This window comes from Acrocarpospora macrocephala, assembly GCF_009687865.1.
Lineage (GTDB): Bacteria > Actinomycetota > Actinomycetes > Streptosporangiales > Streptosporangiaceae > Acrocarpospora > Acrocarpospora macrocephala.
Window position 1 is genome coordinate 53,159 of record NZ_BLAE01000044.1, and the last position, 25,139, is coordinate 78,297.

General features: G+C 69.7%; 21 protein-coding genes. 11 read left to right on the forward strand and 10 right to left on the reverse strand.

Features of this window, described 5'->3' with window-relative positions; genetic code table 11:
• Positions 1 to 329: 329 nt before the first annotated feature.
• A complete protein-coding gene (locus Amac_RS33935) occupies positions 330 to 1,409 on the forward strand; it encodes a DUF4349 domain-containing protein (RefSeq protein WP_155358511.1) in 1,080 nt (359 codons plus the stop codon).
• A gap of 425 nt (positions 1,410 to 1,834) precedes the next feature.
• Here Amac_RS33935 and hemE read toward each other — a convergent pair whose 3' ends face one another.
• Entirely contained in the window at positions 1,835 to 2,872 is a 1,038-nt protein-coding gene (hemE, locus tag Amac_RS33940; RefSeq protein WP_155358512.1) for a uroporphyrinogen decarboxylase, read from the reverse strand.
• 247 nt (positions 2,873 to 3,119) lie between these two features.
• On the opposite strand from hemE, the gene Amac_RS33945 reads away from it, so the two are divergent.
• From Amac_RS33945 to Amac_RS33955, 3 genes are all read left to right on the forward strand, one after another.
• Complete coding sequence (locus tag Amac_RS33945; RefSeq protein WP_155358513.1) at positions 3,120 to 3,314, forward strand: hypothetical protein; 195 nt, start codon at positions 3,120 to 3,122, stop codon at positions 3,312 to 3,314.
• Positions 3,315 to 3,383: 69 nt separating this feature from the next.
• Positions 3,384 to 3,974 carry a DUF3000 domain-containing protein gene (locus Amac_RS33950; RefSeq protein ID WP_155358514.1) on the forward strand — a complete coding sequence of 197 codons (591 nt, stop codon included), beginning with the start codon at positions 3,384 to 3,386 and terminating at the stop codon, positions 3,972 to 3,974.
• A gap of 181 nt (positions 3,975 to 4,155) precedes the next feature.
• Positions 4,156 to 5,382, forward strand: a complete 1,227-nt coding sequence (locus Amac_RS33955) for a ribonuclease D (protein ID WP_155358515.1) — start codon at positions 4,156 to 4,158, stop codon at positions 5,380 to 5,382.
• On the opposite strand, the gene Amac_RS33960 is transcribed toward Amac_RS33955, so the two are convergent.
• Positions 5,379 to 6,926 carry a glycoside hydrolase family 13 protein gene (locus Amac_RS33960; protein ID WP_174900255.1) on the reverse strand — a complete coding sequence of 516 codons (1,548 nt, stop codon included), beginning with the start codon at positions 6,924 to 6,926 and terminating at the stop codon, positions 5,379 to 5,381. The genes Amac_RS33955 and Amac_RS33960 overlap by 4 nt on opposite strands.
• A gap of 131 nt (positions 6,927 to 7,057) precedes the next feature.
• Here Amac_RS33960 and Amac_RS33965 point away from each other — a divergent pair, with 131 nt between their 5' ends.
• From Amac_RS33965 to Amac_RS33985, 4 genes are all read left to right on the forward strand, one after another.
• Positions 7,058 to 8,203, forward strand: a complete 1,146-nt coding sequence (locus tag Amac_RS33965; RefSeq protein WP_155358517.1) for a Gfo/Idh/MocA family protein — start codon at positions 7,058 to 7,060, stop codon at positions 8,201 to 8,203.
• On the forward strand, positions 8,200 to 9,549 hold the full coding sequence (locus Amac_RS56600) for a DUF993 family protein (protein ID WP_246268892.1): 1,350 nt from the start codon (positions 8,200 to 8,202) through the stop codon (positions 9,547 to 9,549). The genes Amac_RS33965 and Amac_RS56600 overlap by 4 nt, the downstream gene beginning before the upstream one ends.
• Positions 9,546 to 10,388, forward strand: a complete 843-nt coding sequence (locus Amac_RS33980) for a sugar phosphate isomerase/epimerase family protein (RefSeq protein WP_155358518.1) — start codon at positions 9,546 to 9,548, stop codon at positions 10,386 to 10,388. The genes Amac_RS56600 and Amac_RS33980 overlap by 4 nt, the downstream gene beginning before the upstream one ends.
• 224 nt (positions 10,389 to 10,612) lie before the next feature.
• Entirely contained in the window at positions 10,613 to 13,051 is a 2,439-nt protein-coding gene (locus Amac_RS33985) for a M14 family zinc carboxypeptidase (protein WP_155358519.1), read from the forward strand.
• A gap of 52 nt (positions 13,052 to 13,103) precedes the next feature.
• On the opposite strand, the gene Amac_RS33990 is transcribed toward Amac_RS33985, so the two are convergent.
• The 3 genes from Amac_RS33990 to Amac_RS34000 are packed head-to-tail and all read right to left on the reverse strand — an operon-like array spanning position 13,104 to position 15,825.
• Positions 13,104 to 13,994, reverse strand: a complete 891-nt coding sequence (locus Amac_RS33990) for an NAD(P)-dependent oxidoreductase (protein WP_155358520.1) — start codon at positions 13,992 to 13,994, stop codon at positions 13,104 to 13,106.
• Positions 13,995 to 14,024: 30 nt separating this feature from the next.
• Positions 14,025 to 14,795, reverse strand: coding sequence for a sugar phosphate isomerase/epimerase family protein (locus Amac_RS33995; protein WP_155358521.1), 771 nt, complete (start codon positions 14,793 to 14,795; stop codon positions 14,025 to 14,027).
• A gap of 37 nt (positions 14,796 to 14,832) precedes the next feature.
• Positions 14,833 to 15,825, reverse strand: a complete 993-nt coding sequence (locus Amac_RS34000; protein WP_246268894.1) for a LacI family DNA-binding transcriptional regulator — start codon at positions 15,823 to 15,825, stop codon at positions 14,833 to 14,835.
• A 150-nt stretch (positions 15,826 to 15,975) separates the two neighbouring features.
• On the opposite strand from Amac_RS34000, the gene Amac_RS34005 reads away from it, so the two are divergent.
• Positions 15,976 to 16,575: a LysE family translocator gene (locus Amac_RS34005; protein WP_155358523.1), complete on the forward strand. Its 600-nt coding sequence runs from the start codon at positions 15,976 to 15,978 to the stop codon at positions 16,573 to 16,575.
• Here the strand turns inward: Amac_RS34005 and Amac_RS34010 are convergent.
• Positions 16,553 to 18,013, reverse strand: a complete 1,461-nt coding sequence (locus Amac_RS34010; protein WP_155358524.1) for an amino acid permease — start codon at positions 18,011 to 18,013, stop codon at positions 16,553 to 16,555. The two genes, Amac_RS34005 and Amac_RS34010, sit on opposite strands and share 23 nt — an antisense overlap.
• Before the next feature lie 75 nt (positions 18,014 to 18,088).
• Complete coding sequence (dxs, locus tag Amac_RS34015; RefSeq protein WP_155358549.1) at positions 18,089 to 19,969, reverse strand: 1-deoxy-D-xylulose-5-phosphate synthase; 1,881 nt, start codon at positions 19,967 to 19,969, stop codon at positions 18,089 to 18,091.
• Between the two features lie 122 nt (positions 19,970 to 20,091).
• Here dxs and Amac_RS34020 point away from each other — a divergent pair, with 122 nt between their 5' ends.
• Together Amac_RS34020 and Amac_RS34025 are read left to right on the forward strand one after the other, a co-directional pair.
• Positions 20,092 to 20,853, forward strand: coding sequence for a neutral zinc metallopeptidase (locus Amac_RS34020; protein WP_155358525.1), 762 nt, complete (start codon positions 20,092 to 20,094; stop codon positions 20,851 to 20,853).
• A 120-nt stretch (positions 20,854 to 20,973) separates the two neighbouring features.
• On the forward strand, positions 20,974 to 21,792 hold the full coding sequence (locus tag Amac_RS34025) for a neutral zinc metallopeptidase (RefSeq protein ID WP_155358526.1): 819 nt from the start codon (positions 20,974 to 20,976) through the stop codon (positions 21,790 to 21,792).
• Here Amac_RS34025 and Amac_RS34030 read toward each other — a convergent pair.
• Genes Amac_RS34030 through Amac_RS34040 form a run of 3 tightly spaced genes read right to left on the reverse strand, consistent with a single transcriptional unit; the run spans position 21,789 to position 25,061 of the window.
• Positions 21,789 to 22,997 carry an ROK family transcriptional regulator gene (locus Amac_RS34030; RefSeq protein ID WP_218041454.1) on the reverse strand — a complete coding sequence of 403 codons (1,209 nt, stop codon included), beginning with the start codon at positions 22,995 to 22,997 and terminating at the stop codon, positions 21,789 to 21,791. The genes Amac_RS34025 and Amac_RS34030 overlap by 4 nt on opposite strands.
• 46 nt (positions 22,998 to 23,043) lie before the next feature.
• Positions 23,044 to 24,288: a sugar ABC transporter permease gene (locus Amac_RS34035; protein ID WP_155358528.1), complete on the reverse strand. Its 1,245-nt coding sequence runs from the start codon at positions 24,286 to 24,288 to the stop codon at positions 23,044 to 23,046.
• Positions 24,285 to 25,061 carry an ATP-binding cassette domain-containing protein gene (locus Amac_RS34040; protein WP_155358529.1) on the reverse strand — a complete coding sequence of 259 codons (777 nt, stop codon included), beginning with the start codon at positions 25,059 to 25,061 and terminating at the stop codon, positions 24,285 to 24,287. The genes Amac_RS34035 and Amac_RS34040 overlap by 4 nt, the downstream gene beginning before the upstream one ends.
• Positions 25,062 to 25,139: the final 78 nt, after the last annotated feature.

Genomic DNA, 25,139 nt, shown 5'->3' on the forward strand with positions numbered 1-25,139 from the left:
CCAAAGGGTTCCCGCTGCCCATCAAGGTCGGCCCAGCCCTACTGCGGCCCGCCGACCAACTCGACGCCTGGCGAGCCAGTCACGCCACCAGACCCAGGAAACCGAAACGACCTGATAAACGCTGACGAACCGCGCAGCAGTTCGTACCCCACCTCGCCCATGTTCACCAACTCGTCCAGGATCGCCGGATCCGGCAGAGGGTCGCCGTGACGCAACAGAGCCAAGCCGAGGTGGCGAGATGCGAACAGTGACGGAGTGGGAGGTTAGCCGTGACAGCATCGTGACGACCCGGGCAAAACCGGTGATGCGCATGAAGCGTCTTCAAGGGCATGAAGAGATTGCGGCTCACGGCCGGCAGGGCGCGAGGAGCCCGGTGGGCATCCTCGCTGATGGGATACCTGGTGATTCCGCTCGCGATGGCGGCGTTCCTGCTCGCGGGGTGCGCGGGTGGCGCCGAAACGTCGTCGGGGAACTCCGCTCCGATGCCCGCGGTCGGCACCGCCGCCGACGGGGCGGCGCAGAGCAAGGCGATGCCGGAAGCACCAGCTTTGGCAGAGTCTGCCGCCGACGACGCTTCTCGTTCCGGGGGCGGGAGCGAACCCGTCCAGGCGATCAAGATCGAGACCGTGGATCGGTCGATCATCTACACGGCCGAGCTGACCGTGCAGGCACAGGACGTGGCGAAGGCGAGTGACAGCGCCAAGCAGATCGTGCTCGGCGCGGGCGGTTATGTCGCGGACGAGAAGAGCACGGCTTTCAGCGGGAGCAGCAGCGAGGCCGTGGTCACGTTCAAGATCCCCCCGGCGCGTTACGCGGAGGTGCTGGTCAAGCTAGGCCGCGATCTCGGTGAGCGGCGGTCGCTGCACCAGGGCGCGCAGGATGTCACCGGTGAGGTAGCCGACGTCGCGGCCCGGGTGAAGTCGGCGGAGGCGGCACTGGACCAGTTCCGGCTGCTGCTCACCAAGGCCGACAAGATCGGGGAGATCCTGGAGATCGAGCGGGAGATCCAGAACCGGACCGCCGAGCTGGAATCACTTCAGGCCCGGCAGAAGGCACTCGCCGAGCAGACCGGCATGGCCACGGTCACGCTGACCTTGATCGGCCCCAACATCGTGGTCGACATCCCCGAGGAGGAGCCGAGCGGCTTCCTCGGCGGCCTGGAGGTCGGCTGGAACGCCCTGGTCGACGCGGTCGAGATCGGCCTCACCCTACTCGGCACCCTGCTCCCCTGGCTCATCGTCCTCGCCGTCCTGTGGTTCGCCACCTGGCGCATCCTCCGCCGCGTACGCCCCGCGCGCCCGGCCCCGACTCCTGCCCCCGCATTCACGGCAGCCGAGAAGGCCCCCGAAACGGAAGCCCCTCCCGCCCCCGTTGAAGCGTCTTCGACTAGCGCCAAATCCGAGAGCTGACAACCACACGACACGGCGATCACCAGGGTTGCTCGCCGTTCCCCGGCGCCGATCACCCCTGATCCACGTCCCGCCGTACCGGCGCCAAGAGGGGTTGCCCACATGTGGGCAACCCCTCTTCTAATTCGCAGCGTCCAGGACCGGTGGCCGGGATCTTTGCGCCACCTCTCCCGCGTTCGCCCTGTCCGCAGTGGCTGGCCCGCAACTTTGTGCCGCTTCCGCATTCGCGGTTGCTGGCCCGCATCTTGCGCCACCTCTCCCGCGTTCGCCCTGTCCGCAGTGGCTGGCCCGCAACTTTGTGCCGCTTCTTCCGCATTCGCGGTTGCTGGCCCGCATCTTGCGCCACCTCTCCCGCGTTCGCTCTGTCCACGGTTGCTGGCCTGGATCTCGTGGCAAGTCGGGCGGGGGCGTGGTGGGTTTCGGGGTCAGCGGATGGTGGTGGTGTGGATGTGGTTGGTGAGGCGGGCTAGTTGGTCGGGGTTGGTGGAGGGGAGGACGCCGTGGCCCAGGTTGAAGATGTGGCCTTCGGCGACGCGGCCGGATTCGAGGATGGTGGTGGCGCGGTCGGCGACGATGGGCCAGGGGGCGAGGAGGACGGCGGGGTCCAGGTTGCCCTGGAGGGCTTTGCCGGCACCGACGCGGAGGGCGGCCTCGTCTAGGGGGACGCGCCAGTCGACGCCGACCACGTCGGCGCCGGCCTCGCCCATGATGCCGAGGAGTTCGCCGGTGCCGACGCCGAAGTGGATGCGGGGCACGTCGAGGTCGGCCAGGCCCGCGAAGATCCGGCTGGTGTAGGGGAGCACGTAGGTGCGGTAGTCGCCGGGGGCGACCGCGCCGACCCAGGAGTCGAACAGTTGCAGGGCGGAGGCGCCCGCTTCGGCCTGGATGCGGAGGAAGCCGAGGGTGATGGTGGTGAGGCGGTCCATGAGCTCGTGCCACAGGTCGGGATCGCCGTACATCATGGCTTTGGTGCGGTCGTGGTTCTTGGAGGGGCCGCCCTCGATGAGGTAGGAGGCCAGGGTGAAGGGGCCGCCGGCGAAGCCGATCAGCGGCACCCGGTCCAGCTCCTTGACCAGCGCGCCGATGGCCTCGGTGACGTAGGGCACGTCGTCGGGTTCGATCGGACGCAGGCGGGCGGCGGCCGCGGCGTCCCTGATCGGGTCGGCCACGACAGGGCCGACGCCGGGCTTGATGTCGAGGTCGACGCCGATGGCCTTGAGCGGGACCACGATGTCGCTGAAGAAGATCGCGGCGTCGACGCCGTAGCGGCGGACCGGCTGCATGGTGATCTCGACGACCAGGTCGGGGGTGGCGCAGGCGTCCAGCATGGCCGTGCCCGCGCGAAGCTCGCGGTATTCGGGCAGGGACCGGCCCGCCTGGCGCATGTACCACACTGGTGTGTACGGAACGGGCCTGCGGCGGCACGCCAGAAGGAACGCGGAGTCGGCAAGCTGGGGATTCACCCGTCAAGCGTGCCATGCCCGGCGGCCGGTCGGTGCGGCAACCCCAAGCCGATCATGAAATCCGGCAATCCCGAAGACATCAGTCACCAGTCGATCACAACGGCCCGGCAAAGTGTTCGCCAAACAGGCCTCCCGCATCGATTCCATTACCACTTTCGAGACACGCCGAGCGCGATGCGGGGAAATGTCGGCGAGACATGTCAACGTCGGACCGAGTTCCGGGTTCCGACGAAAGGCGATTACTTCGATGTGGAGTTCCCCCGAACACCGCACTGAGCGCTGTGCCGCCTGCGCCACCGAGCGCACGTTCGAGCAGCCGCCCGGCAGCGAAACCGGCCGCGAAACCAGCACCCAGACCGGTCACGACGGCCATGACACCTGGAGCGAATGGTTCTGCGTCGATTGTGGCAGCGCCCTGTTCCTTGCGCAGGCAGCGGCTTGATCATCAAATATGGCGACGACGACCTCCCCTCTGCTTCGCGCGCTCCCGAATCCGGCCTACGCTTCGGTCATGACCTTCGGTGACCCACCGGCGGCGCCGGCCGCCTTCCGGCGCGCGCTGGAGACGCTGCGCCCCGCCGAGGTCCGCCCTGAGATCGAGCTGGAGGACATTCCGGCTCCGCAGCGGCTGGCGCCGTACTCGGGCGCGGTGGGCGCGTCGGTCTACCGGGACGACGACGAGCTGGCGATCGGCCGCCTGATCATGCTCTTCGACCCGGACGGCCAGCGCGGCTGGGAGGGCCCGTTTCGGTTAGTGGCCTATGTCCGGGCGGACATGGAGCCGGAGATCACCTCCGATCCCCTGCTCGGCCCGGTCGCGTGGAGCTGGCTGACCGAGGCGCTGGAGGCGCACGGGGCGGCGTTCGCGGCGGCGGGCGGCACGGTCACCCGCGCGGTTTCCGAGGGATTCGGTAACAAGGACAACGATCCCGTCACAACCGAGCTGGAATTGCGTGCGTCCTGGTCGCCGCTGGACGAAGATCTGTCCGCCCACGTGGCCGCGTGGTGCGACTTGATGTGCCTGGCAGCGGGTATTCCCCCGCTGCCCCCTGATGTCGCGGCGCTCAAGCCGCGACGCGCCGACCAACCGAAAGTGCTCTGAAAGGCTCTTTCTCCGCCCTACCGAGAGGAGGCTCGGTTGATCGTCTCGGTCGCCGCCTCCCCATGCGGTCGCGGCATGCCATAGCTTGAGACATCAACCGATACCCGGAGCACACCGTGCCGGACCGTTCCAAAATTCCCGAATCAGCTACGGGACGAGGTAGTCACCCCGAAGGTGTTCAGTGACCGATGAGAAAGACGTCCAGCCGCTGCTGGAACCGCGTGAGGGCATCCCGTCCGTAGTGGAGAGCGACGCGGCGCTGGCCGCGACCGTGCAGGCGTTCGCGATGGGCGCCGGGCCGGTCGCGGTGGACGCCGAGCGGGCGTCGGGCTATCGGTACAGCGGGCGCGCGTATCTGGTGCAGTTGCGCCGGGCGGGCGCGGGCAGCGCGCTGATCGACCCGATCCAGTGCCCGGATCTGACCGGTCTGGACGCCGCGCTGGACGGCGCCGAGGTGGTGCTGCACGCGGCGACCCAGGATCTGCCGTGCCTGGCCGAGCTGGGTTTCCGGCCGAAGCTGCTGTTCGACACCGAGCTGGCCGGGCGGCTGCTCGGCTACGAGCGGGTCGGGCTCGGCACGATGGTGGAGGTCGTGCTGGGGCTCGGCCTGGTGAAGGGGCACAGCGCGGCGGACTGGTCGACCCGGCCGCTGCCGGAGGACTGGCTGCGTTACGCCGTCCTGGACGTCGAGGTGCTGATCGAGCTGCGTGACGTGCTCCACGCCGAGCTGGTGGACAGCGGGAAGCTGCCCTGGGCGATGGAGGAGTTCGCGGCGATCCTGGCCGCGCCGACCGCGCCGCTGCGCAGCGATCCGTGGCGGCGCACCAGCGGCATCCATCGCGTCCGGACCCTGCGCGGCCTGGCCGTGGTCCGCGAGTTGTGGACGCTCAGGGACGAGCTGGCCAGGGACGCCGATCTGGCGCCGGGCCGGGTGCTGCCGGATTCGGCGATCGTGCAGGCCGCGCTGGACCTGCCGCGCACCACCAAGGCGCTCACCGAGATCGCGCCGTTCACCGGCCGCAGCGCGCGGCGGCATCTGCGCGAGTGGCTGAACGCGGTGACCCGGGCCCGGATCATGGCCGAGGACGAGCTGCCGCAGCCGATCGGCCCGGGCGACGGGCCGCCGCCGGCGAACCGGTGGGCGGACCGGGATCCGGTCGCCGCGAAACGGCTGCACGCGGCCAGGTCGGTGGTGGCCGCCCTGGCGGACGAGCATCGCATGCCGACGGAGAACCTGCTCCAGCCGGACGCGGTGCGCCGCCTCACCTGGGAGCCGCCGGAGATCGCGCTCGAGGACGTGATCGCCGAGCGGCTGCGCGAGCTGGGGGCCCGGGAGTGGCAGGTCGGCTTGACCGCGCTGCCGCTCGCCAAGGCCCTCCAGCGGCTGGAGACGAAGGGCGAGATCTAGCGCAGGCGCAGCCACACGGCGGTGTCCTGGGGCAGGACGTCGTCGGTGATGGTGCCGCTGGCCAGGAGCACCGACTCATGCGCCGGGAGCGGCACGGGTTCCGCGCCCAGGTTGAGCACGCACGCGAAGTCCTCGCCCCGGGTGAAGGCCAGGTCGTAGCCGTCCAGCCAGGCGAACTCGCCCGCGGGACGCCCGGCGATGGCCTCGCGGTAGAGGGCGAGGGTGGACGAGGGGTCGGCGAGCTGGGCTTCCACCGTTAAGGATCCCCATCCGGACGGCTGGGGCAGCCAGGTGGCGGTGCCTTCGGTGAAACCGTAGGGCTGTGCCGTACCAGACCAGGGGATGGGGACGCGGCAGCCGTCGCGGCCGAGGCGGGCGCCTTGGCTCCGGCGGTAGACCGGGTCGTCGCGGTCGGCGGCGGGGATGTCGAGGAACTCGGGCAGGCCGAGTTCCTCGCCCTGGTAGACGTAGGCGGAGCCGGGCAGGGCCAGCAGCAGGAGGGCGGCGGCGCGGGCGCGGCGGGTGCCGAGGGCGACGTCGACCTCGGCGTCGGAGCGGGCGGGGGCGGGCGCGCCGTAGCGGCTGACCGGGCGCATCACGTCGTGGTTGCTGATCACCCAGGGGGCGACCACGTCGGAGCCCTCGGCCAGGGCGATCGAGGCGGTGATCGTGTGACGGAGCGCGGCGGCGTCCCAGGCGGTCTGGAAGAGGAAGAAGTTGAACGCCTGCGGCATGCCGCCGGGGATGAAATAGGGCTCCAGATGGGTGATCTCGTCGCCCCAGAACTCGCCCACGGCGGTGCGGCGGCCGGGGAACACGTCCTCCGGGTAGGAGTCCAGGATGGCCCGCCAGGTGGCGTAGTGCGCGACCAGCTCGGGCCGGTGGAACCAGGGCGAGGGCCGGTCGGAAGGGGTGGGGTCGGGCACGTCGGGCAGTTCGGGGTCTTTGAACAGGCCGTGCGCCACGTCCACCCGCAGCCCGGCGACACCCCGGTCCAGCCAGAACCGCAGCACCTTCTCGAACATCGCCGGCACGGCCGGGTTGGCCCAGTTCCAGTCGGGCTGGGAGGAGTCGAACAGGTGCAGGTACCACTGGCCGTCCGGGGTCTGGGTCCAGGCCGGGCCGCCGAACAGGGACTGCCAGTTGTTGGGGGCGTCGCGGAAGATGAACAGGTCACGTTCCGGGCTGCCGGGTTCGGCGGCGAGCGCGGCCTGGAAGGCCGGGTGCGCGCTGGAGCAGTGGTTGGGCACGATGTCGACGATCACCCGGATGCCGTGCCCGGCCGCCGCCGCGACGAAGGTGTCGAAGTCGGCCAGCGTGCCGAACCGGGGGTCCACGTCGCAGTAGTCGGCAACGTCGTAGCCGCCGTCGGCGAGCGGGGAGGGGTAGAAGGGCGAGAACCAGACGGCGTCCACGCCCAGCTCCGCCAGGTACGGCAGGCGGGCCAGCGCCCCCGCGAAGTCGCCCGTGCCGTCGCCGTTCCCGTCGGCGAAGCTGCGGGGGTAGATCTGGTAGACGACGGCATCACGCCACCATTGCGTCACGTCTTCTCCCTGTTTGTACGTTCTTCGCAAAGTTAATCAGCAGATCCCCGCCGGAAAGCGCTTGCCCAACCCCCATCGCCCCCATATCCTCAGGAAAGCGCTTTCCACCCCCATATTCAGGAGATATCGCGATGGGCGACCACGTCCTCGGCGTCGTGATGAACGGCGTCACCGGCCGGATGGGCTATCGCCAGCATCTGGTCAGGTCCGTGCTGGCGATCAACGAGCAGGGCGGGGTCACCCTGCCCGACGGCGGCCGGATCATGCTCCGGCCGGTGCTGGTCGGGCGGAACTCCGCCAAACTCGCGGAGCTGGCCGACCGGCACGGCATCGCCGAGCACACCACCGACCTGGACGCGGCGCTGGCCGACCCGGCGAACACGATCTACTTCGACGCGCAGGTCACCCAGGCGCGGGTGCCGGCGACGCTGCGGGCGATCGCGGCCGGCAAACACGTCTACACCGAGAAGCCGACGGCCGAGTCCGTGCCGGAGGCGCTGCGGCTGGCCCAGGCCGCCGAGGACGCGGGCCTGAAGAACGGCGTGGTCCAGGACAAGCTCTTCCTGCCTGGCCTGCTCAAACTGAAGCGGCTGATCGACGGCGGATTCTTCGGGCAGATCCTGTCGGTGCGCGGCGAGTTCGGCTACTGGGTGTTCGAGGGCGACTGGCAGGCCGCGCAGCGTCCGTCGTGGAACTACCGGGCCGAGGACGGGGGCGGCATCGTGCTGGACATGTTCCCGCACTGGGCCTATGTGCTGGAGAACCTGTTCGGCCGGGTCGTGTCGGTGTACGCCCATGTGAGCATCCACATCCCGGAGCGGTGGGACGAGAGCGGCCGGCCGTACAAGGCGACCGCGGACGACGCCGCCTACGGGGTGTTCGAGCTGGCCGGGGGTGTGGTCGCGCAGATCAACTCGTCCTGGGCCGTGCGGGTGAACCGGGACGAACTCGTGGAGTTCCAGGTGGACGGCACGCACGGCAGCGCGGTCGCCGGGCTGCGCGGCTGCCGGGTCCAGCACCGGAGCGCGACCCCGAAGCCGGTCTGGAATCCCGATGTTCCGGCCACGGCGCGCTTCCGGGATGGCTGGCAGGAAATGCCGGACAACGGCGAGTTCGACAACGGGTTCAAGGTGCAGTGGGAGCAGTTCGTCCGGCATGTCGTGGCCGGGACGCCGTTCCCCTACACGCTGCGATCCGGCGCGCGGGGCGTGCAGATCGCCGAACTGGGGCTGCGCTCGCACGCCGAAGGCCGCCGCCTCCCGGTGGCCGAGCTGTGACCGCCTCGATCGACCTGCCGGGCGGAACCTACCGGCTCCGCGAGCCGGTCACCTGGCCGCATCCGCCGGGCCCCCCGGCCAACCGCGTCGTGTACGCCGCCGCCCACGTGGTCGCCGATCCGATGGGCGACAACACCCCCGGCTCCCCCGCCGCCGTCGACTGGGAGGCCACGCTCCACTTCCGGCGCCACCTGTGGTCGTACGGCCTGCGCGTGGCCGACGCCATGGACACCGCGCAACGCAACAACGGCCTGGACTGGGCGGCCACCCGCGAGTTGATCCGCCTCAGCGCGGCGGCGGCCCGCGAGCTCGGCGACCCCGCCGACCTGATCGCCTGCGGCGCGGGCACCGACCACGTCCCCGGCGCGCGCACCCCGCAGGCCATCGAGGCGGCCTACCAGGAGCAGATCACAACCGTCCAGGAGAGCGGCGCGACCGTCATCCTGATGGCCAGCCGCCAGCTGGCCGCGATAACGCACGCCCCGGAGGACTACCAGGCGGTCTACGGCAAGCTGCTGGCCGAGGTCGAACGCCCGGCCATCCTGCACTGGCTGGGCGAGGCGTTCGACCCCAACCTGGCGGGCTACTGGGGTTCCAGGAACATCGAAGCGGCCACCGCGTCCTTCCTCGAACTGATCCACGCGAACGCCCCGAAAATCGACGGCGTGAAGGTCTCACTGCTGGACGAATCCCATGAGGTACGCCTCCGCGCGGCGCTACCCGAAGGCGTCCGGCTGTACACAGGGGACGACTTCAACTACCCATCCCTCATCAAATCCGGCTCACACGCCCTGCTCGGCATCTTCGACGCCATCGCCCCGGCAGCCGCGGCCGCCTTCCAGGCCCTGGACGCGGCCGAAGGACCCCATCCCCGGCGGCTTCCCACGGGGACAGCACCTCAGCCCGATGTCCTGGATCGGCCGCACCCCGGCGTAGTTCTTGGACCCGGCGACGATCCGGCGAGTGACGAGCTCGGGATCGAACCCCAGCCCGGCCCACCGGAGAAAGCCGGAGGAACAAGCACCCTCACCGATCCCGACATTTCCGAAATATCAGCATCGACGGCGGACCGGCTGGCGGATTACGACCGGATCCTGGCCCCCACGGTCGCCCTCTCCCGGAAGATCTTTGAAGCGCCGACATTTCACTACAAGACCGGGATTGTCTTTCTGGCCTGGCTCAACGGGCATCAGGATGCCTTCACGATGGTGAACGGAGCTCAGTCGGCGCGGTCGCTGAGCCACCTGGCCGAGGTGTTCCGTCTCGCCGACCAGGCTGGGCTGCTGGCCGATCCCGAGCTCGCGGTGTCGCGAATGCGGGCGTTCCTGGCGGTGCACGGGCGATGAGAAGGTTCTCGCTGAACCAGTGGACGACCAAACGCTGGACGGTCGCCGAAGCTGTGGACGGGTGCGTGCGGCACGGGGTCGAGGCGATCGGCCTGTGGCGGCAGGACGTCGCCGCGCAGGGCTTGGACGAAACGGTCAAGCTCGTGCGGGCCGCTGGGCTGCGGGTGTCCTCGCTCTGCCGTGGCGGGTTTCTGACCGGGCCGGACCCGCTGGCGAACAACCGGAAAGCCATCGACGAGGCCGCGGCGCTGGGGGCGTCCTGCCTGGTCATGGTGGTGGGCGGGCTGCCGGGCGTCGTGCCGGGCGAGCCGTTGGGCGCGTTCTCGCGGGATCTGGCGGGCGCGCGGGCGCGGGTGGCGGAAGGGCTTGAGGCGCTCGCGCCGTACGCGGCGGAGCGGGGGGTGCGGCTGGCGCTGGAACCCCTGCATCCGATGTATTGCGCCGACCGGGCCGTATTGTCCACGCTCGGCCAGGCGATCGACTTCGCGGAGCCGTACCCGCCCGAGGTGGTGGGCGTGGTCGTGGACAGCTTTCACCTCTGGTGGGATCCGGACGTGCTCCCCCAGATCGCCCGCGCGGGAAGCCGGATCGCGAGCTACCAGGTCTGTGACTTCCTGGTCCCGCTCCCAGCTGACGTGCTCCTGGGCCGGGGCATGATGGGCGACGGCGTGATCGACTTCGCGCCGCTCACCCGGGCCGTGGCCGAGGCCGGGTACGACGGCGACGTCGAGGTGGAGATCTTCAACGCGGACCTCTGGGCAGCCGACCCCGAGACCGTGCTGACCACCGCACGTCACCGCTACGCGCAGCTGATCGCGCCGGATCTCCAGGAGGTTTGAGCGCTCTCCCGGTTCGGGCCCGAAAGCCCGCCACCCCACGTGGGACCTGAGCGCTATATCCCCAAAGAAGCACAGAGACCATTCTGTTACGGAAAAATCCCGAAACGACCAGAATGACGGCTTGACGAAGATCTTCCGCCTGGCCAAGACTGCCTTGGACTTGCGTGCTTTTCCGCCAGGCTGACCCCCTACCTGGCGGGCCACGCCAGATGGAGGAAACCCAGATGAGGAGCTCCCCCAACGGCAGCAAGGCCCGTCGCCTCGCAGCCGTGCTCTTTCTCCCCTTAGCGATGATTTTGAGTCCGCTTCCGGCCCTCGCCGATCCGTCCCCTCCGGTCAGCGAGGTCGTCCCCGACCGCCAGCCCTCCACCGCGCAGGACGGCGTCGCCCTGATCCGGATCATCGTCCCGGACCAGGCGAGCGTGGACCGGCTGAACGACATGGGTGTCGACCTGGCCGAATACAAGAAATCCAGCGATGAGGGCATCGAGGTGCACGCCGTCCTCAGCCCCCAGGAAGCCCAGGACCTCCGGGACCAGGGCTTCGATCTGCGCGGCGTCATCTCCGACCAGAGCGACTTCGCCGCCAACCAGGCCGAGCGGAGCCGGGCCCTGGCGTCGGCGGACGCGGCGGAGGCGGCGACCGACACGCTCACGGTGCTGCGGTCCGAATGGTTCACCAGCCTCGACGGCCGGCGCTTCCTGTCGGTGGAGGTGAAGTCGAGCGCGACCGACTCGCAGACGGTGCTCACCGCCACCTGGGACAGCGGCCCCGGCACCGCCCCCGACTCGGGCGGCACGGCGACGATGTCCCGCTTCACCGACGCCGGGCAGTACATGTACCACCGGTTCAACTCGCCGCTCGCGGTCACCGAAGCCCCCACCAAGGTCACGGTGACCAGCAACCGCGGCGGTTCGGTGACGGTGAACGTGAACAAGTGGCTGGGTGAGCCGCGCAAGGCGCCGAGCCGGCACTACATCTCCGACTTCGTCGACCACTACATGGACCCGACCGAGCTGACCGAGCGGATCGTCGCCCTGGCCAAGGAGTTCCCGAAGTACGCGGAGATCATCGACCTGCCGAACAAGACCAACGGCTACCGCCGCGCCGCCCAGGGGCAGTTCGGCACGGTCGCCGCGAGCACCTTCTACGTGAGCTCCAAGACCTTCGGCAGCGAGGGCGGCAACGACATCAGCGTGGCGCTGGTCAACCCGAACGCCGCCTCCTCGCCGCTGTCAGTTGCGGTCACCGGGAAGGACATCGTGGTCACCCTGGCCACGGACGCGGCGGGCGCGCTCAGCAGCACGGCCAAGCAGGTGGTGGACGCCGTCAACGCCAACGCGGCGGCCTCGGCCCTGGTGTCGGCGAACACCTACCGGACCAACACGGGCGCGGGCCTGGTGGCCGCGGCTCCCGCGACGAGGCTGACCGACAACCTCAAGGCGCCGGCGAGCGTGAAGCGCGAACCGTTCCAGACGAAGGCGCTGCGCATCGGCAAGACGCGGGACGGCTCGAAGGTCGGGGTGTTCCTGTACTGCCAGGAGCACGCCCGCGAATGGGTCACCCCGCTGACCTGCCTGGAGACCGCGGAGCGGCTGCTGCGCAACTACTCGCGCGACCACCGCGAGGTGGTCGACGACCTCGACATCTTCATCCTGCCGACGGCCAACCCCGACGGCGCGCACTACTCGATGTACGACTTCAACATGCAGCGCCGCAACATGACCAACCACTGCCCGGCCACCACGGGCGACCCGGCGGCGCGCAACTCCTGGGGCGTGGACCTCAACCGCAACTTCTCCGTCGGCTCGATCTTCGACGGGTACAGCGGCGCCTCGACGAGCTGCACCAGCGACACCTTCGCCGGGCCGGCCGAGCTGTCGGAGCCGGAGGCGCGCAACGAGGTGTGGCTCACCCAGCAGTTCCCCAACATCAAGTTCGCGATGAACACCCACTCCTACGGCGGCTACTTCATGTGGCCTCCGGGGGCGTACAAGTCGGCCGGGCGCGAGCTGCTGCCGCGGGTGGACTTCGGCACGGAGAACTACTTCTGGGAGGCCTCCAGCCACATCCTGTCCGCCGTACAGGCTCACCGCAGCACGGCGATCTGGCCCGGCCGCACCGGCCCGGTGCCCGACGTGCTGTACTCGGCGGCCGGCAACAGCGCCGACGAGCACTGGTTCAACCGCGGCATCATCGGCTGGGACTTCGAGGTCGGCGCCGACCTCTACGACCCGGCCACCGGCCGCTTCCAGGCGGTCGGCTTCCAGCCGCCCTTCAGCGAGGGTCACGAGGAGGCGATGGAGTTCGCCAACGGCCAGATCGCCATTCTGGAGGTCGCCCGCGCGTTCTCCCAGGACCGCCGGCGTCCTGACTCGAAGCTGAGGATCACCGGCGGGACCGGCACCTCCACCTCGTTCACCTTCCTCACCAACGAACCCGCCAACGTCTACTACACGCTGGACGGGAGCCGGCCGACGCTGAACTCGCCCAAGCTGACGGCGGCGGGCATGCGTGAGGGAGCCGGGCAGATCACGGTCAACCAGACCGTCGAGGTGCGCTTCTTCGCGGTGGACATCGCCGGCAACGTCGAGAACAACTACCAGCCCGACGGCAACGGCAACAACTACAACGACAAGAGGGTGAAGGTCGGCAGCAGCTGATCAGCCCGAGAGCGGGTGGCCGCCGGTCTCTTCCGGCGGCCACCCGTACGGCTTATTTGCGGGCCAGGTCGAGCCCGGCCGCTTGCGCCTGGACGGCGAGCAGCGACAGGAAGTCCTCCTCACCGTGGCCCTGCGCGATGGCCGCCACCAGCAGCGTGCGGACCATCGCGACGAGCGGCAGCGGCACCTGACCGGCCGTCGCCTCGCCCAGGCCGAGGTCGACGTCCTTGAGCAGCAACCGGGTCGTGAACGTGGGCGTCAGGTCCAGCCGGCGGATGGCGTCGGTCTTGTAGCGGGTGAAGGCCGAGCCGAGCACGCTCTCGTTGAGGAAGTCCAGCAGCAGCCCGCGGTCGACGCCGAGCCCCTCGCAGAGCACGACGACCTCGGCGAGCCCCTGGGTCATCACGGCGAGCAGCAGGTTGTGGCAGATCTTCAACAGCCGGGCCTCGTCGGCCGCGCCGACGTAGGTGGCCGTGCGCGCGATCGTTTCCAGCACGCCCCGAGCCTGCTCGTACGCCTCCCGCGAGCCCGAGCACACGAACGACGCGTCCCCCGCCTCGACCACCGACGGATTGCCGCTGACCGGCGCGGACAGGAACGGCACCCCCGCCTCGGCCGCCGCCTCCCGCACCCGGCGCGAGGACTCCATCGACACCGTGGAGGTGTCGACCAGCACGGACGGGCGAGCGGCCAGCAGCCGCCCGATCACGACCTCCTCCAGCGCGGCGGGCGTCGCCAGACTGGTCACGGTCACCGGGCAGGCGACCGTCTCCGCCGGCTCGGCGGCGACCCGCGCGCCCGCCGCCCGGAGCGGCTCGGCCTTCTCCGGCGTACGGTTCCACACCGTCACCGGGTAACCGGCCGACAGCAGCCGCCCGACCATGGCGGCCCCCATCCGCCCGACCCCGACCCAACCGACCTCGATCTTCTTGCTCTCACTCATGCGGAGCCCCCTCCCCGTAGAGCTCCGAGGCTATCTCGACGCGTAACGGGAGACCCAGGCACGCGCCCCCGGCAGAACGTGCTCCACCGGTTCGACGTCCGGATACCAGGTCCGCTCCCATTCGAGCGAAACCCACCCCTCGAACCCCCGCAACAACTCCCCACAGTCCTCAAGAGGCACAGAACCGCTCCCCATCGGACGTGGCGTCGTGTCCTGGGCGGAAACGGCGTCCTTGATCTGTACGTACGACAGGTGGCCGCTCAGCGCCTCGTACGTGCGCGCGGGGGTTTCGCCATGCCGCCAGGGATGCAGCACGTCCCAGATGGCGCCGGTGACCTCGGGCAGGTCCACGAAGTCCAGCAACCGCCCGACCGCCGCCCCCGTCGGCAGCGCGTCATGCGTCTCCACGAACACGCGGACCCCGCGCTCCCGGCAGAGCTCCGCGACGGCGCACACCCGCCGCCGGGCGGCTTCGAGGTCATCACCCCCGGGAAACACCCGCACCCCGGACGCGCCGAGATCGGCGGCAAGTTCCAGGTCGGCCTGCAATCCGGCGACCACCCCGTCGTCTGGCCCAGATGCCGAAATCCTGATATATCCGGCGAGAGCCGCGACAGCCAGCCCTCGCCGGAGAATCGCCTCCCGCACCGCCACCCGCTCGGCCGCCCCGAGCCCGGCATGCACCCCCGTATCCGGATGCAGCCGAAGCTCCAGCCCGTCACACCCGAACCGCACCGCCGTCTCGATCGCCGACGCGACGCCCTCCCCCGGCATGCCCAGCGTGCTGACCGCCAGCCTCATGGGAACGAGAAACCCAGAGCCGCCCAGATCACGGCATTCATATCGCCCGCACGCTCTCCCGCAACACGACCTCGCCCTCCATCGCCACCACCTGCGGTACGTCCTCCCCCGCCAGGGCCAGCTCCACCGCGAGGGAGCCCATCGCGGCGAGCGGCAGCCGTACCGTCGACAGCGCGGGAACGTGATCGCGCAGCGTCGGAATGTCGTCGAAGCCCGCCACGGACACGTCCTCGGGCACCCGTACCCCCCGTTCCCTGAAGGCCGCGAGCGCGCCCACCGCCATCACGTCGTTCACCGCGAACACGCAGGTCACGTCCGGCCGCACCGAGGCCGCCGCGGCGTGGCCGCCGTCCCGGTCGAAGCGGCCGTACACGATCTGGGGTTCGGGCAGGCCGCGCTCGGCGAGGGCGGCCTGGAATCCGGCGCGGCGATCGGCGGCGGTGATCAGGTGCGGCGGCCCGGCCAGCACCGCGAAGCGGGTGTGGCCGAGATCGGCGAGCGCCCCGGCCAGCCGCGCCGCGCCCGCGTGGTTGCCGGGCGCGACCGTGTCCACGCCGAGCAGGTCCTGCCCGACGCAGGCCGCCCGCCCGCCCTGCGCCCGGTATCGATCGAGTTCGGCCTTGAGCCGCGCGGTCACCACCGGATCCGCCACCCGGGACCCCGCAATCAGCACGGCCTTGGCCCGCTGCGCGTTGAGCGTCGCCACGTAGGCGATCTCCCGTTCCGGATCCCGGCGCGTGGTGCCCACCATGACCACGTGCCCTTCGGCGTCCGCCGCCCGCATCGCCCCGTCCGCGATCGCGGCGAAATACGGATCGACGAGATCGTGCACCACCAGGCCGATGACGTTGCTGGCCCCTCTGGCCAGCGTCTGCGCCGCCACGTTGGTGCGGTATCCGAGCTCGGCCGCCGCCTTCTCCACCCGCGTGCGCATGGCCGCCCCGACCTGCCGGGTGCTGCCGTTGAGCACCCGCGAGGCGGTCGCCAGCGACACGCCGGCCTGCCTCGCCACGTCCTCCAGAGTGACCACACGACCCTCCACGGAAAGCGATTTCCAAGTATGCCAGGCGACCTGGACGGCCCGCGAAACGTACATGGGCGTGCTGCGGATTCGCGCCCGCCGGGAGGTGTTCGCCTTCTGACCCGCGCTAACCTCCGGGATGGACAAAACGGAGGTTAAGTGCGTGAACTGCTGCTGGGGCTCGGGCTCGGCCTGGGCGCCGGACTCTCGCCGGGGGCTCTGCTCAGCCTGGTGATCACGGCCAGCCTGCGCGGCGGCTTCCCGGCGGGACTGCGGATCGCGTGCGTTCCGCTCCTGTCCGACCTGCCGGTCGTGCTGCTCACGATCACCGCTGTCGGGGCGCTGCCGGAGGCCTTCCTGCGCGGGCTGTCCCTGGCCGGTGGGGCGTACGTCGTGTTCCTCGGCGTGCAGGGCTTACGTGACGCCCGCACGGCCGAGCCCCCTACTCCCGGCGACGGCGTTCCCGCCCAGGTGCTCAAGGGCGTGGTCGTCAACATGCTCAACCCGCATCCCTGGCTGTTCTGGGCCACCGTCGGCGCGCCGATCTTCGTCGCCGCCTGGGACGCCGGGCCCGCGGGCGCGGTGGCGTTCGTGTTCGGCTTCTACCTGATCCTGGTCGGCTCCAAGGTGGGGCTGGCCGGGCTGATCGGCGCGGGGCGGCACCGGGTGGGCGTGCGCGGCTACCGCCTGCTGCTGGCCGCCAGCAGCGTGCTGCTCGCCGGAGCGGGCGTGGTCCTCATCGGCTCCGGGCTGACCTGACCCGGCTGTGCCGGGTGCTGTAGAGGTGGTACACGACCACCCCGAGGGCCATCCAGACGATGAACCGCGCCCAGGTCTCCACCGCCAGGTTGAGCATGAGATAGACGCAGGCCAGCACGGCGAGCGCCGGAAGCCACGGCACCAGCGGCATGCGGAACGAGCGCGGCAGGTCTGGACGGGTCCGGCGGAGGATGACCACACCCACGGACACCACCACGAACGCGAACAGCGTGCCGATGTTCACCATCTCGGCCAGCACGCGCAACGGGATGAACCCGGCCAGCGCGGCGGTGACCAGCCCAATGATGATCGTGATCTTGTAGGGCGTGCGGTACTTCGGATGCACGCTCGCCAGCCCCCCGGGCAGCAGCCCGTCCCGGCTCATCGCGAAGAACACCCGGCTCTGCCCCAGCATCAGAATCAGGATGACGGTGGTCAGCCCCGAGATGCCGCCGACGCTGATCACCCCCGCCAGCCACGGCTGCCCGGCCGCCTTGAACGCGTCCGCCAGCGGCGCCGTCTCGCTCAGCTGGGAGTAGTGCCGCATGCCCACCACCACCAGCGACACCGCCATGTACAGCACCGTGCACACGCCGAGCGAGGCGATGATGCCGATCGGCAGGTCACGATGCGGGCGGCGGGTCTCCTCCGCGGCGGTGGCGACCACGTCGAACCCGATGTAGGCGAAGAAGACCACGGCCGCCGCCGTGAAGATCCCGGCCACCCCGAACACGGTGGGCGTGACCCCGAACAGGACCTGGATCAGCGGCGCGGCCAGCCCCGAGGCGCCCTCGGTGGACTTCGCGGGCGGGATGAACGGCGTGTAGTTGGCGCCGTTCACGAAGAAGAGCCCGGCGAAGATGACCAGCAGGATGACGGCCACCTTGATGGTCACCATGACCAGGTTGAACCGGGCGGACATCTTGATGCCGGTGACCAGCAGCCAGGTCAGCAGCAGCACGACGATCACGGCCAGGTAGTTGAACGTCCAGCCGCCGGCCGACACGACCGGCAGGGTGACGCCGAGGCTCTCCACCACCGAGACGAAGTAGCCGGACCAGCCCACCGACACCACGGCCGCGCCGAGCGCGAGTTCCAGCATCAGGTCCCACCCGATGATCCAGGCCGGGAACTCGCCGATCGTGGCGTAGGCGAAGGTGTAGGCCGAGCCCGCCACCGGCAGCGTCGAGGCGAACTCGGCGTAGCAGAGCGCCGCCAGCGCGCAGACGACGGCCGCCACCACGAACGACAGCGCCACCGACGGCCCCGCGTAGTTCCTGGCCGCGATGCCGGTCAGCGTGAAGATGCCGCTGCCGACGATGACGCCGATGCCGAACACAGTCAGGTCGAGCGCGCTCAGCGTGCGCTCCAGGCGATGCGTGCCGCCTTCGGCGTCCTGGATGGACTGCTCGACCGACTTGGTGCGGAAGATTTCCACCGGCGCCCCCTGATCAGGACACTTCCCGGCCGGGCGCGCGAGAATCAGCGCGCCCGGCAAAGGAGTGTCGGGGGATCAGGTGAGGGCCGGGCTGCGCTTGGCGATCCCCTCGGTGATCTCCCGGGCCAGGTCCTGGCCGGTCAGCCCGAACTCGACCAGCAGCTTCGGCCGCTTCGCGTGGTCCAGGAACCGCTGCGGAATGCCGTAGGTCCGCACCGGGACGTCCACGTCCGCGTCGCGCAGCGCGCGGGCCACCGCGTCGCCGCTCGCGCCGACCCGGCCGTTGTCCTCCACCACCACGACCAGCTTGTACGCCGCCGCCTCCCGGACCAGCTCCGGATCCAGCGGCATGACCCAGCGGGGATCCACCACGGTGACGCCGATGCCCTGCGCGGCCACCAGCGAGGACGCCTCCAGGCAGACCTCCGCCATCGGGCCCACCGCGACCAGCAGCACGTCCTTCTCGGCGGGGGCGGCGCGCAGCACGTCCATCCGGCCGAGGGTGGCCACCGGCTCGAACTCGCGGACCACGGCGCCCTTCGGGTAACGGATGACCGACGGCCCGTCCGAGATGTCCAGGCACTCCCGGAGCAGCTCCCGCAGCCGGGACGCGTCCCGCGGGGCCGCCACCGACAGGCCGGGGATGACCTGCAGGATCGACAGGTCCCACATGCCGTTGTGGCTGGGCCCGTCGTCACCGGTGACACCCGCCCGGTCCAGCACGACGGTGACCGGCAGCCGGTGCAGCGCCACGTCCATCAGCAGCTGGTCGAAGGCCCGGTTGAGGAAGGTCGAGTAGACCGCGACCACCGGGTGCAGGCCGCCCAGGGCGAGCCCGGCGGCCGAGGTGAGCGCGTGCTGCTCGGCGATGCCGACGTCGAAGATGCGGTCCGGGTAGGCCTCGCCGAACTCGGCCAGGCCGGTCGGGTGCAGCATGGCCGCGGTGATCGCGACCACGTCCTCCCGCTCCGCGCCGATGCGGACCATCTCCTCGGTGAACACGTTGGTCCACCCGTACGCCTTCGGGGTCTCCTCGCCGGTCACCACGTCGAAGGGCTGCGGGGCGTGGAAGCAGTCCTCCTCGTGGTTCTCCGCCGGGGTGTAGCCGTGGCCCTTGGTGGTGAGCACGTGCACGATGACCGGGCCGCCGAAACCCTTGGCCTTGCGCAGCGCGGTCTCCACGGCCTGCTCGTTGTGGCCGTCGATGGGGCCGACATACTTCAGGCCGAGGTCCTCGAACATGGCCTGGGGGGCGATGATGTCCTTGATGCCCTTCTTGATGCCGTGGAGTGTGTCGTACAGCACCGGGACGTTGCCGAAGCGGTCCTTCACGAACTCCAGGACCTGCTCGTAGTTCTGGGTGACCCGGAGTTTGGCCAGGTGGGTGGCGAGGCCGCCGATCGTGGGCGAATACGACCTGCCGTTGTCGTTGACCACGATGACCAGCGGCAGGTCCTTGTTGGCGGCGATGTTGTTGAGCGCCTCCCAGGCCATGCCGCCGGTGAGGGCGCCGTCGCCGATCACCGCCACCACGGTGCGGTCGCGCTGACCGCGCAGCTTGACGGCCTTGGCCAGGCCGTCGCCGTAGGAGAGCGCGGTGGAGGCGTGCGAGTTCTCCACCAGGTCGTGCTCGGACTCGGCCTGGCTGGGGTAGCCGGACAGGCCGCCCTGCTGGCGGAGCGTGCCGAACCGGCCGGCCCGGCCGGTGAGCATCTTGTGCACGTAGGACTGGTGGCCGGTGTCGAAGACGATCGGGTCGTGCGGGGAGTCGAAGACGCGGTGCAGGGCGATGGTCAGCTCGACGACCCCCAGATTGGGGCCGAGATGTCCACCGGCGCCCGATCCCGCCACGGACGAGACGAGCAGGTCGCGGATCTCCGCCGCGAGCTCTGGCAGGTCCCGCGGGTCAAGTCGTTTGAGGTCGTCCGGTCCGCTCACTGACTCCAGTAGCCCCACTGTCATCCTCCGGTTCATCGTCGAACAGGCATGAGTCTAGTTCTCCGCTCTCATTACGCCTCCCCCACCTGGCAGGCAAACGTTTTGCCCCCTGTTGACTTGTCCCGTACGCTCCAGGTTTCGTGCGTATTCTGACTTTGCTGATCAGTGGAATGATCGGTGCCACTCTCCTCACCGGACCCGCGCATGCCGCGCCGGTTCCCACGGGCAAGGCCGCGCTCACCCACAACCCGCTGTACAAGACAGGCGAGTTCGACTGGACCGAGTGCAAGGAACTCGACCGGCGCCCAGACGACCTCGACTCCTACAAGCTCTACCTGGATCATCTCCTCGAATGCCTGGATCGTTCCTGGAGCGAGGAGTTCAAGCAGGCGGGCCTGAAATTCAGCAAGCCGAAAGTCCGCTACATCACCAAGAGCGTGGCCACCGGCTGCGGCAAATACCCCATCAACTACGCGGCCGGTCTGTACTGCCCGGTTAACAAGACGATGTGGGTGGCCATCAGCAAGTGGCAGCTCGCCGACCCCGCCGAGTTCACCCTGTTCAATGTGATCGCCCACGAGTACGGGCATTACGCGCAGGATCGGGCCGGGATCCTGCCGGCCGCCATGCGCCTGCAGAAGAAGGCCCCCAAGGCCAAGCAGTACGCGATCCAGCGCCAGGTCGAGCTCCAGGCCGAGTGCTTCGCGTCCGCGTTCATCGGCAGCGTGTGGCACTCGCTCGGCCGCGAGGAGTTCGACTTCCAGGACCTGATGGACATGACCTTCGGGGACGTGCTGCACGGCAAGACCAAGAACATCCGCTACTGGATGAAGCGCGGCTGGGACGGCAACGGCCCGAAGGTGTGCAACACCTTCACGGCTCCGGCGTCACGCGTGTCCTGAGCGTGTGAGGGGGCGTGAGTGGCGATGCCACCCACGCCCCTTCTGTCACAGTTTTGTCGCACGAATCAATATTTACTCTGCTTTACTCTTGAATACGGACTGCAATATGGTCTTGTGCCCATGCGAACACCCCTCATCGCAGTAGGCCTCGGCCTGAGCGCCGTCCTGTTCATCGCGGGCACCGCGCAGGCCCAGCCGCAGGCGGCCCCCGCGCTGGCGCCGGTCGCGAAGGCACAGGTCGCGCAGGCGGGCTTCCCCACCGTGCTGACCAAGAACAAGATCTACCGGTCCGGCGCGGTCGACCCGGTCGCCTGCTCGCCCGCCGAGCCGCGCGCGGGTAGCGCGGCCGCCGTCAAGAGCTACATGCTCAAGGTGTATCGCTGCGTCAACCAGATGTGGGCGCGGCAGTTCAAGGCGGTCGGCTGGACCTACCGAGTGCCGAAGGTGGTCATCAGGACCAGCGGCACCAAGACCGTGTGCGGCAAGCTCACCAAGACCTACCGGGCGCACTACTGCTCGCAGAACCAGACGATCTACGCGATTCTCCTGTCCGACGACGTCAAGGAGCCGTTCCCGCTGGTGCTGGCCAAGACCATGGCGCACGAGATCGGGCATCACGTGCAGCAGCGTGCCGGCATCCTGATGCCCTACTACAACCTGTCCTGGAAGGCCCGCACCAAGACCGCCAAGAACCTGCTCAGCCACCGGGTGGAGCAGCAGGCCGAGTGCTTCGCCGGGGTGTTCCTGAGCGCCGTGCAGGACGCGCTGCCGGTCGACTTCGTCGAGTGGGACCACATCAACACCTGGGCGGCCAAGCACGCCAGCGACACCTTGCACGGCAAGGGCCGCAACCAGGTCTTCTGGCTGGAGCGCGGCTTCGACTCCGGTTCCCCGGCCGCCTGCAACACCTGGGTGGTCTCCAACGCGCGCGTCGCTTAGGTAGCGATTCTGGCCAGCACTTCCAGGGGGTCGGCGAGCACTTGGGCGAAAGCCAGCTCGGCGGCCCCCACGATGGTGGCGTCGTCCACCAGCGCCGAGGTGCGCAGCCGCAGCGACTCGCGGAAGGCCGCCAAGGTGCAGGTGTTGAGCCGGCTGCGCACCTGGGCGGCCGAGCCCAGGTAGATCTCCCGCAGGGTGCCCCCGAAGATCACGACTTCCGGGTTGAAGATGTTGACCAGGTTGGCCACCCCGAAGCCGAGCCAGTCGCCGACCCGGTGCAGCGCGTCCTGGGCGATGATGTCGCCCTTGTCGGCGGCCTCGACCACGGCCCTGATGCCGTCCCTGCCGCGCTCGCCCCGGGCCGAGCGGCCGGCGTGCTCCAGCAGGGCCCGCTCGCCGACCTCCGCCTCCAGGCAGCCGCGCGAGCCGCAGCCGCACAGCCGCCCGTCGGGGTTGACCACCGTGTGGCCGACCTCGCCGCCGTATCCGGAGACGCCGCCGAGCAGCTGGTTGTTGACGATGATGCCGCCGCCGATGCCGACGTCGCCGTGCAGGTAGACCAGGTCGCGGCAGCCGACGCCCAGGCCGCGGGTGTGCTCGGCCAGCGCGCCCAGGTTGGCGTCGTTGCCGACCGCGACCGGCAGCCCCAGGGCCAGCTTGCCGGAGAGCGCCTCGCCGAAGGGGGCGTCCTCCAGGCCGATGTTGGGGGCGAATCTCACCACGCCATCGGATTTCCGTACCGCACCGCAGAGGGCGGCGGCGGCGCCGACGCAGACCGTGTCCGGGCGGACCTTGCGCTGCATCTGCCGGGTGAACCCGGCCAGCGTCTCGACCACCTCGGTCATGTCGAAGGAGCCCCGCGAGGTGGCCGCCTCGCGCCGGTCCAGGATCACGCCGCCGAGCCCGATCCTGGCGGCGACCAGCCGGTCCACGCCCACGTCGAAGGCGAGCACGTAGAAGCGGCCCGACTCGGGCCGCACCACCAGGGACGGGCGGCCGGCCCGGCCGGTGTCCCTGGGCAGCTCCTCGCGGACCAGGCCGGCCGCGGTGAGGTCAGCGGTGAGCGCCATGATGGTGCTCCGGTTGAGTCCCATCCGGTTGGTCAGCTCGGCCCGCGACGTCGGGCCGCCCAGGTGCACGTGCCGCAGCAGGGTGCCCAGGTTGTGACGGCGGATCTCCTCCTGGGAGGGACCTGCGCGTAACATTCGTTCTGCCTCTGGTGCCGTTCGGGGGTCTGGTGTCGCGCTCACCCTATCGACGGCCGGAGGCGGACGCCCGCTTGCGGGACAGCGCGTCCACACCGGCGGACAGCAGCAGCACCGCGCCGGTGACGACATACTTGACGCTCGCGCTGTAGCCCATCAGGCCCATGCCGTTGATGACCACCGCGACCACCGCGCCGCCGAGCAGCGCGTCCAGCACCCGGCCCTTGCCGCCGAACAGGCTGGTGCCGCCGATCACGGCCGCGCCGACCGCGAACAGCAGCACGGTGCTGCCGCCGGTGTTGGGGTCCACCGAGTTGGCCCGCGAGGCGGCGATGATGCCGCCGATGGAGGCCATGAACGAGCAGATCACGAAGGCGGAGATGCGGATCCTGTCCACGTTGATACCGGCCCGGCGGGCCGCTTCCGCGTTCCCGCCGACCGCGTACACATGCCGTCCATAGGCGGTACGGCGGAGCACGAACGTCCACACGATGAGCAGCACCAGGATCACCGGCACCACGATCGGCACGCCGGTCAGCGAGATGATCGCCGGGTTGCGGCTGCGCTCCAGGTTGAGCACGTAGACCGCGAAGCCGGACAGGACCACGAGCGTGCCGACCCGGAACGTGATGATGGCGAACGAGTCGGCCACCAGGCCGCGCCCGGTCCGCCTGCGGGCCTGGGTCAGCTGGATGCCCGCGTAGACGACCACGCCGACGGCCAGCAGCACCCAGCCGAGCAGCGGGGACAGGTTGCCGTTGGCGACGGCCAGGATGGTCTCGTCCCGGATCGAGACGTTGGTGCCCTCGTCCAGCAGGATCAGCGCCACGCCCTGGAAGGCCAGGAAGGCGGCCAGCGTGACCACGAAGGACGGGATGCCCAGCTTGGCGACGAGCCAGCCGAGCACCAGGCCGATGAGCACGCCGGTCACCATCGCGGCCAGCACGGCCGTGTACCAGGGCCAGCCCTCGTTGGTGAGCAGCACCGCCATCACGGCCGCGCAGACGCCGCTGGCGAATCCGGCGGACAGGTCGATCTCGCCCAGCAGCAGGACGAAGACCAGGCCCATCGCGATCACGGTGACGCCGGCGCCCTGGGTGAACAGGTTGGCGAAGTTGATCGGCGACAGGAACGACGGGCTCAGCCAGGCGAAGACCGCGCACAGGACGACGAGGCCGATCACCGCGGGGAGCGCGCCGAGATCGCCGCCGCGCACCCGCTCGAAGTAGTCCCGGACCTGCGAGCCGATGGCCGGAGCGCTGGTCTGCTCGGGTCTGGTTGTCGTCGTCATGCGCTTGCTCCGTTGCCGGTTGGCAGGCCGAGCTCCCCGCTGCGTCCGGCCGTGATGAGTTCCACGATCTGGGAGTGCGTGACCTCGGAGGTCTTGACCTGGGCGGCCATCCGGCCGAGGTAGAGCGCCGCGATCCGGTCGGACACGGCGAAGACATCATTCATGTTGTGCGAGATGAGTACCACGGCCAGGCCGTTGTCGGCCAGCCTGCGGACCAGTTCGAGCACCTGCGCGGTCTGCGCCACGCCGAGGGCGGCGGTGGGCTCGTCCAGGATGACGACCTTGCTGTTCCACAGCACGGCCTTGGCGATGGCGACCGTCTGGCGCTGGCCGCCGGAGAGGCTGGAGACGTGCTGGCGAAGCGACTTCACCGTGCGCACCGAGAGCCCGGCCAGGGTCTTGGCGGCCATCTCCTCCATCGTGTCCTCGTCCAGCACCAGGCCGCTCGTGCGCTCCCGGCCGAGGAACATGTTCTGCACGATGTCGAGGTTGTCGCAGAGCGCGAGATCCTGGTAGACGATCTCGACACCCATCGCGGCGGCGTCCCTTGGCCCGCTGACGTGGACCTTCTCGCCCTCGAAGAAATACTCCCCCGAGTCCATCGGGTGGATTCCGCCGATGCACTTCACCAGCGTGGACTTACCGGCTCCGTTGTCGCCGACAAGTGCGGTCACCTCTCCGGGATACACCGAAAAAGCGACATCGTGAAGGACCTGCACGGGGCCGAAGCTCTTGTCGATTCCGCGCAGTTCCAGGACGGGTGCCTGGGACATGGGCTCTCCTGGTTCCACAGTGGTACGGCTTGCGCCCTTTGACTGCGATGCTTCGGGCGCAAGCCGTACCAGATCGGA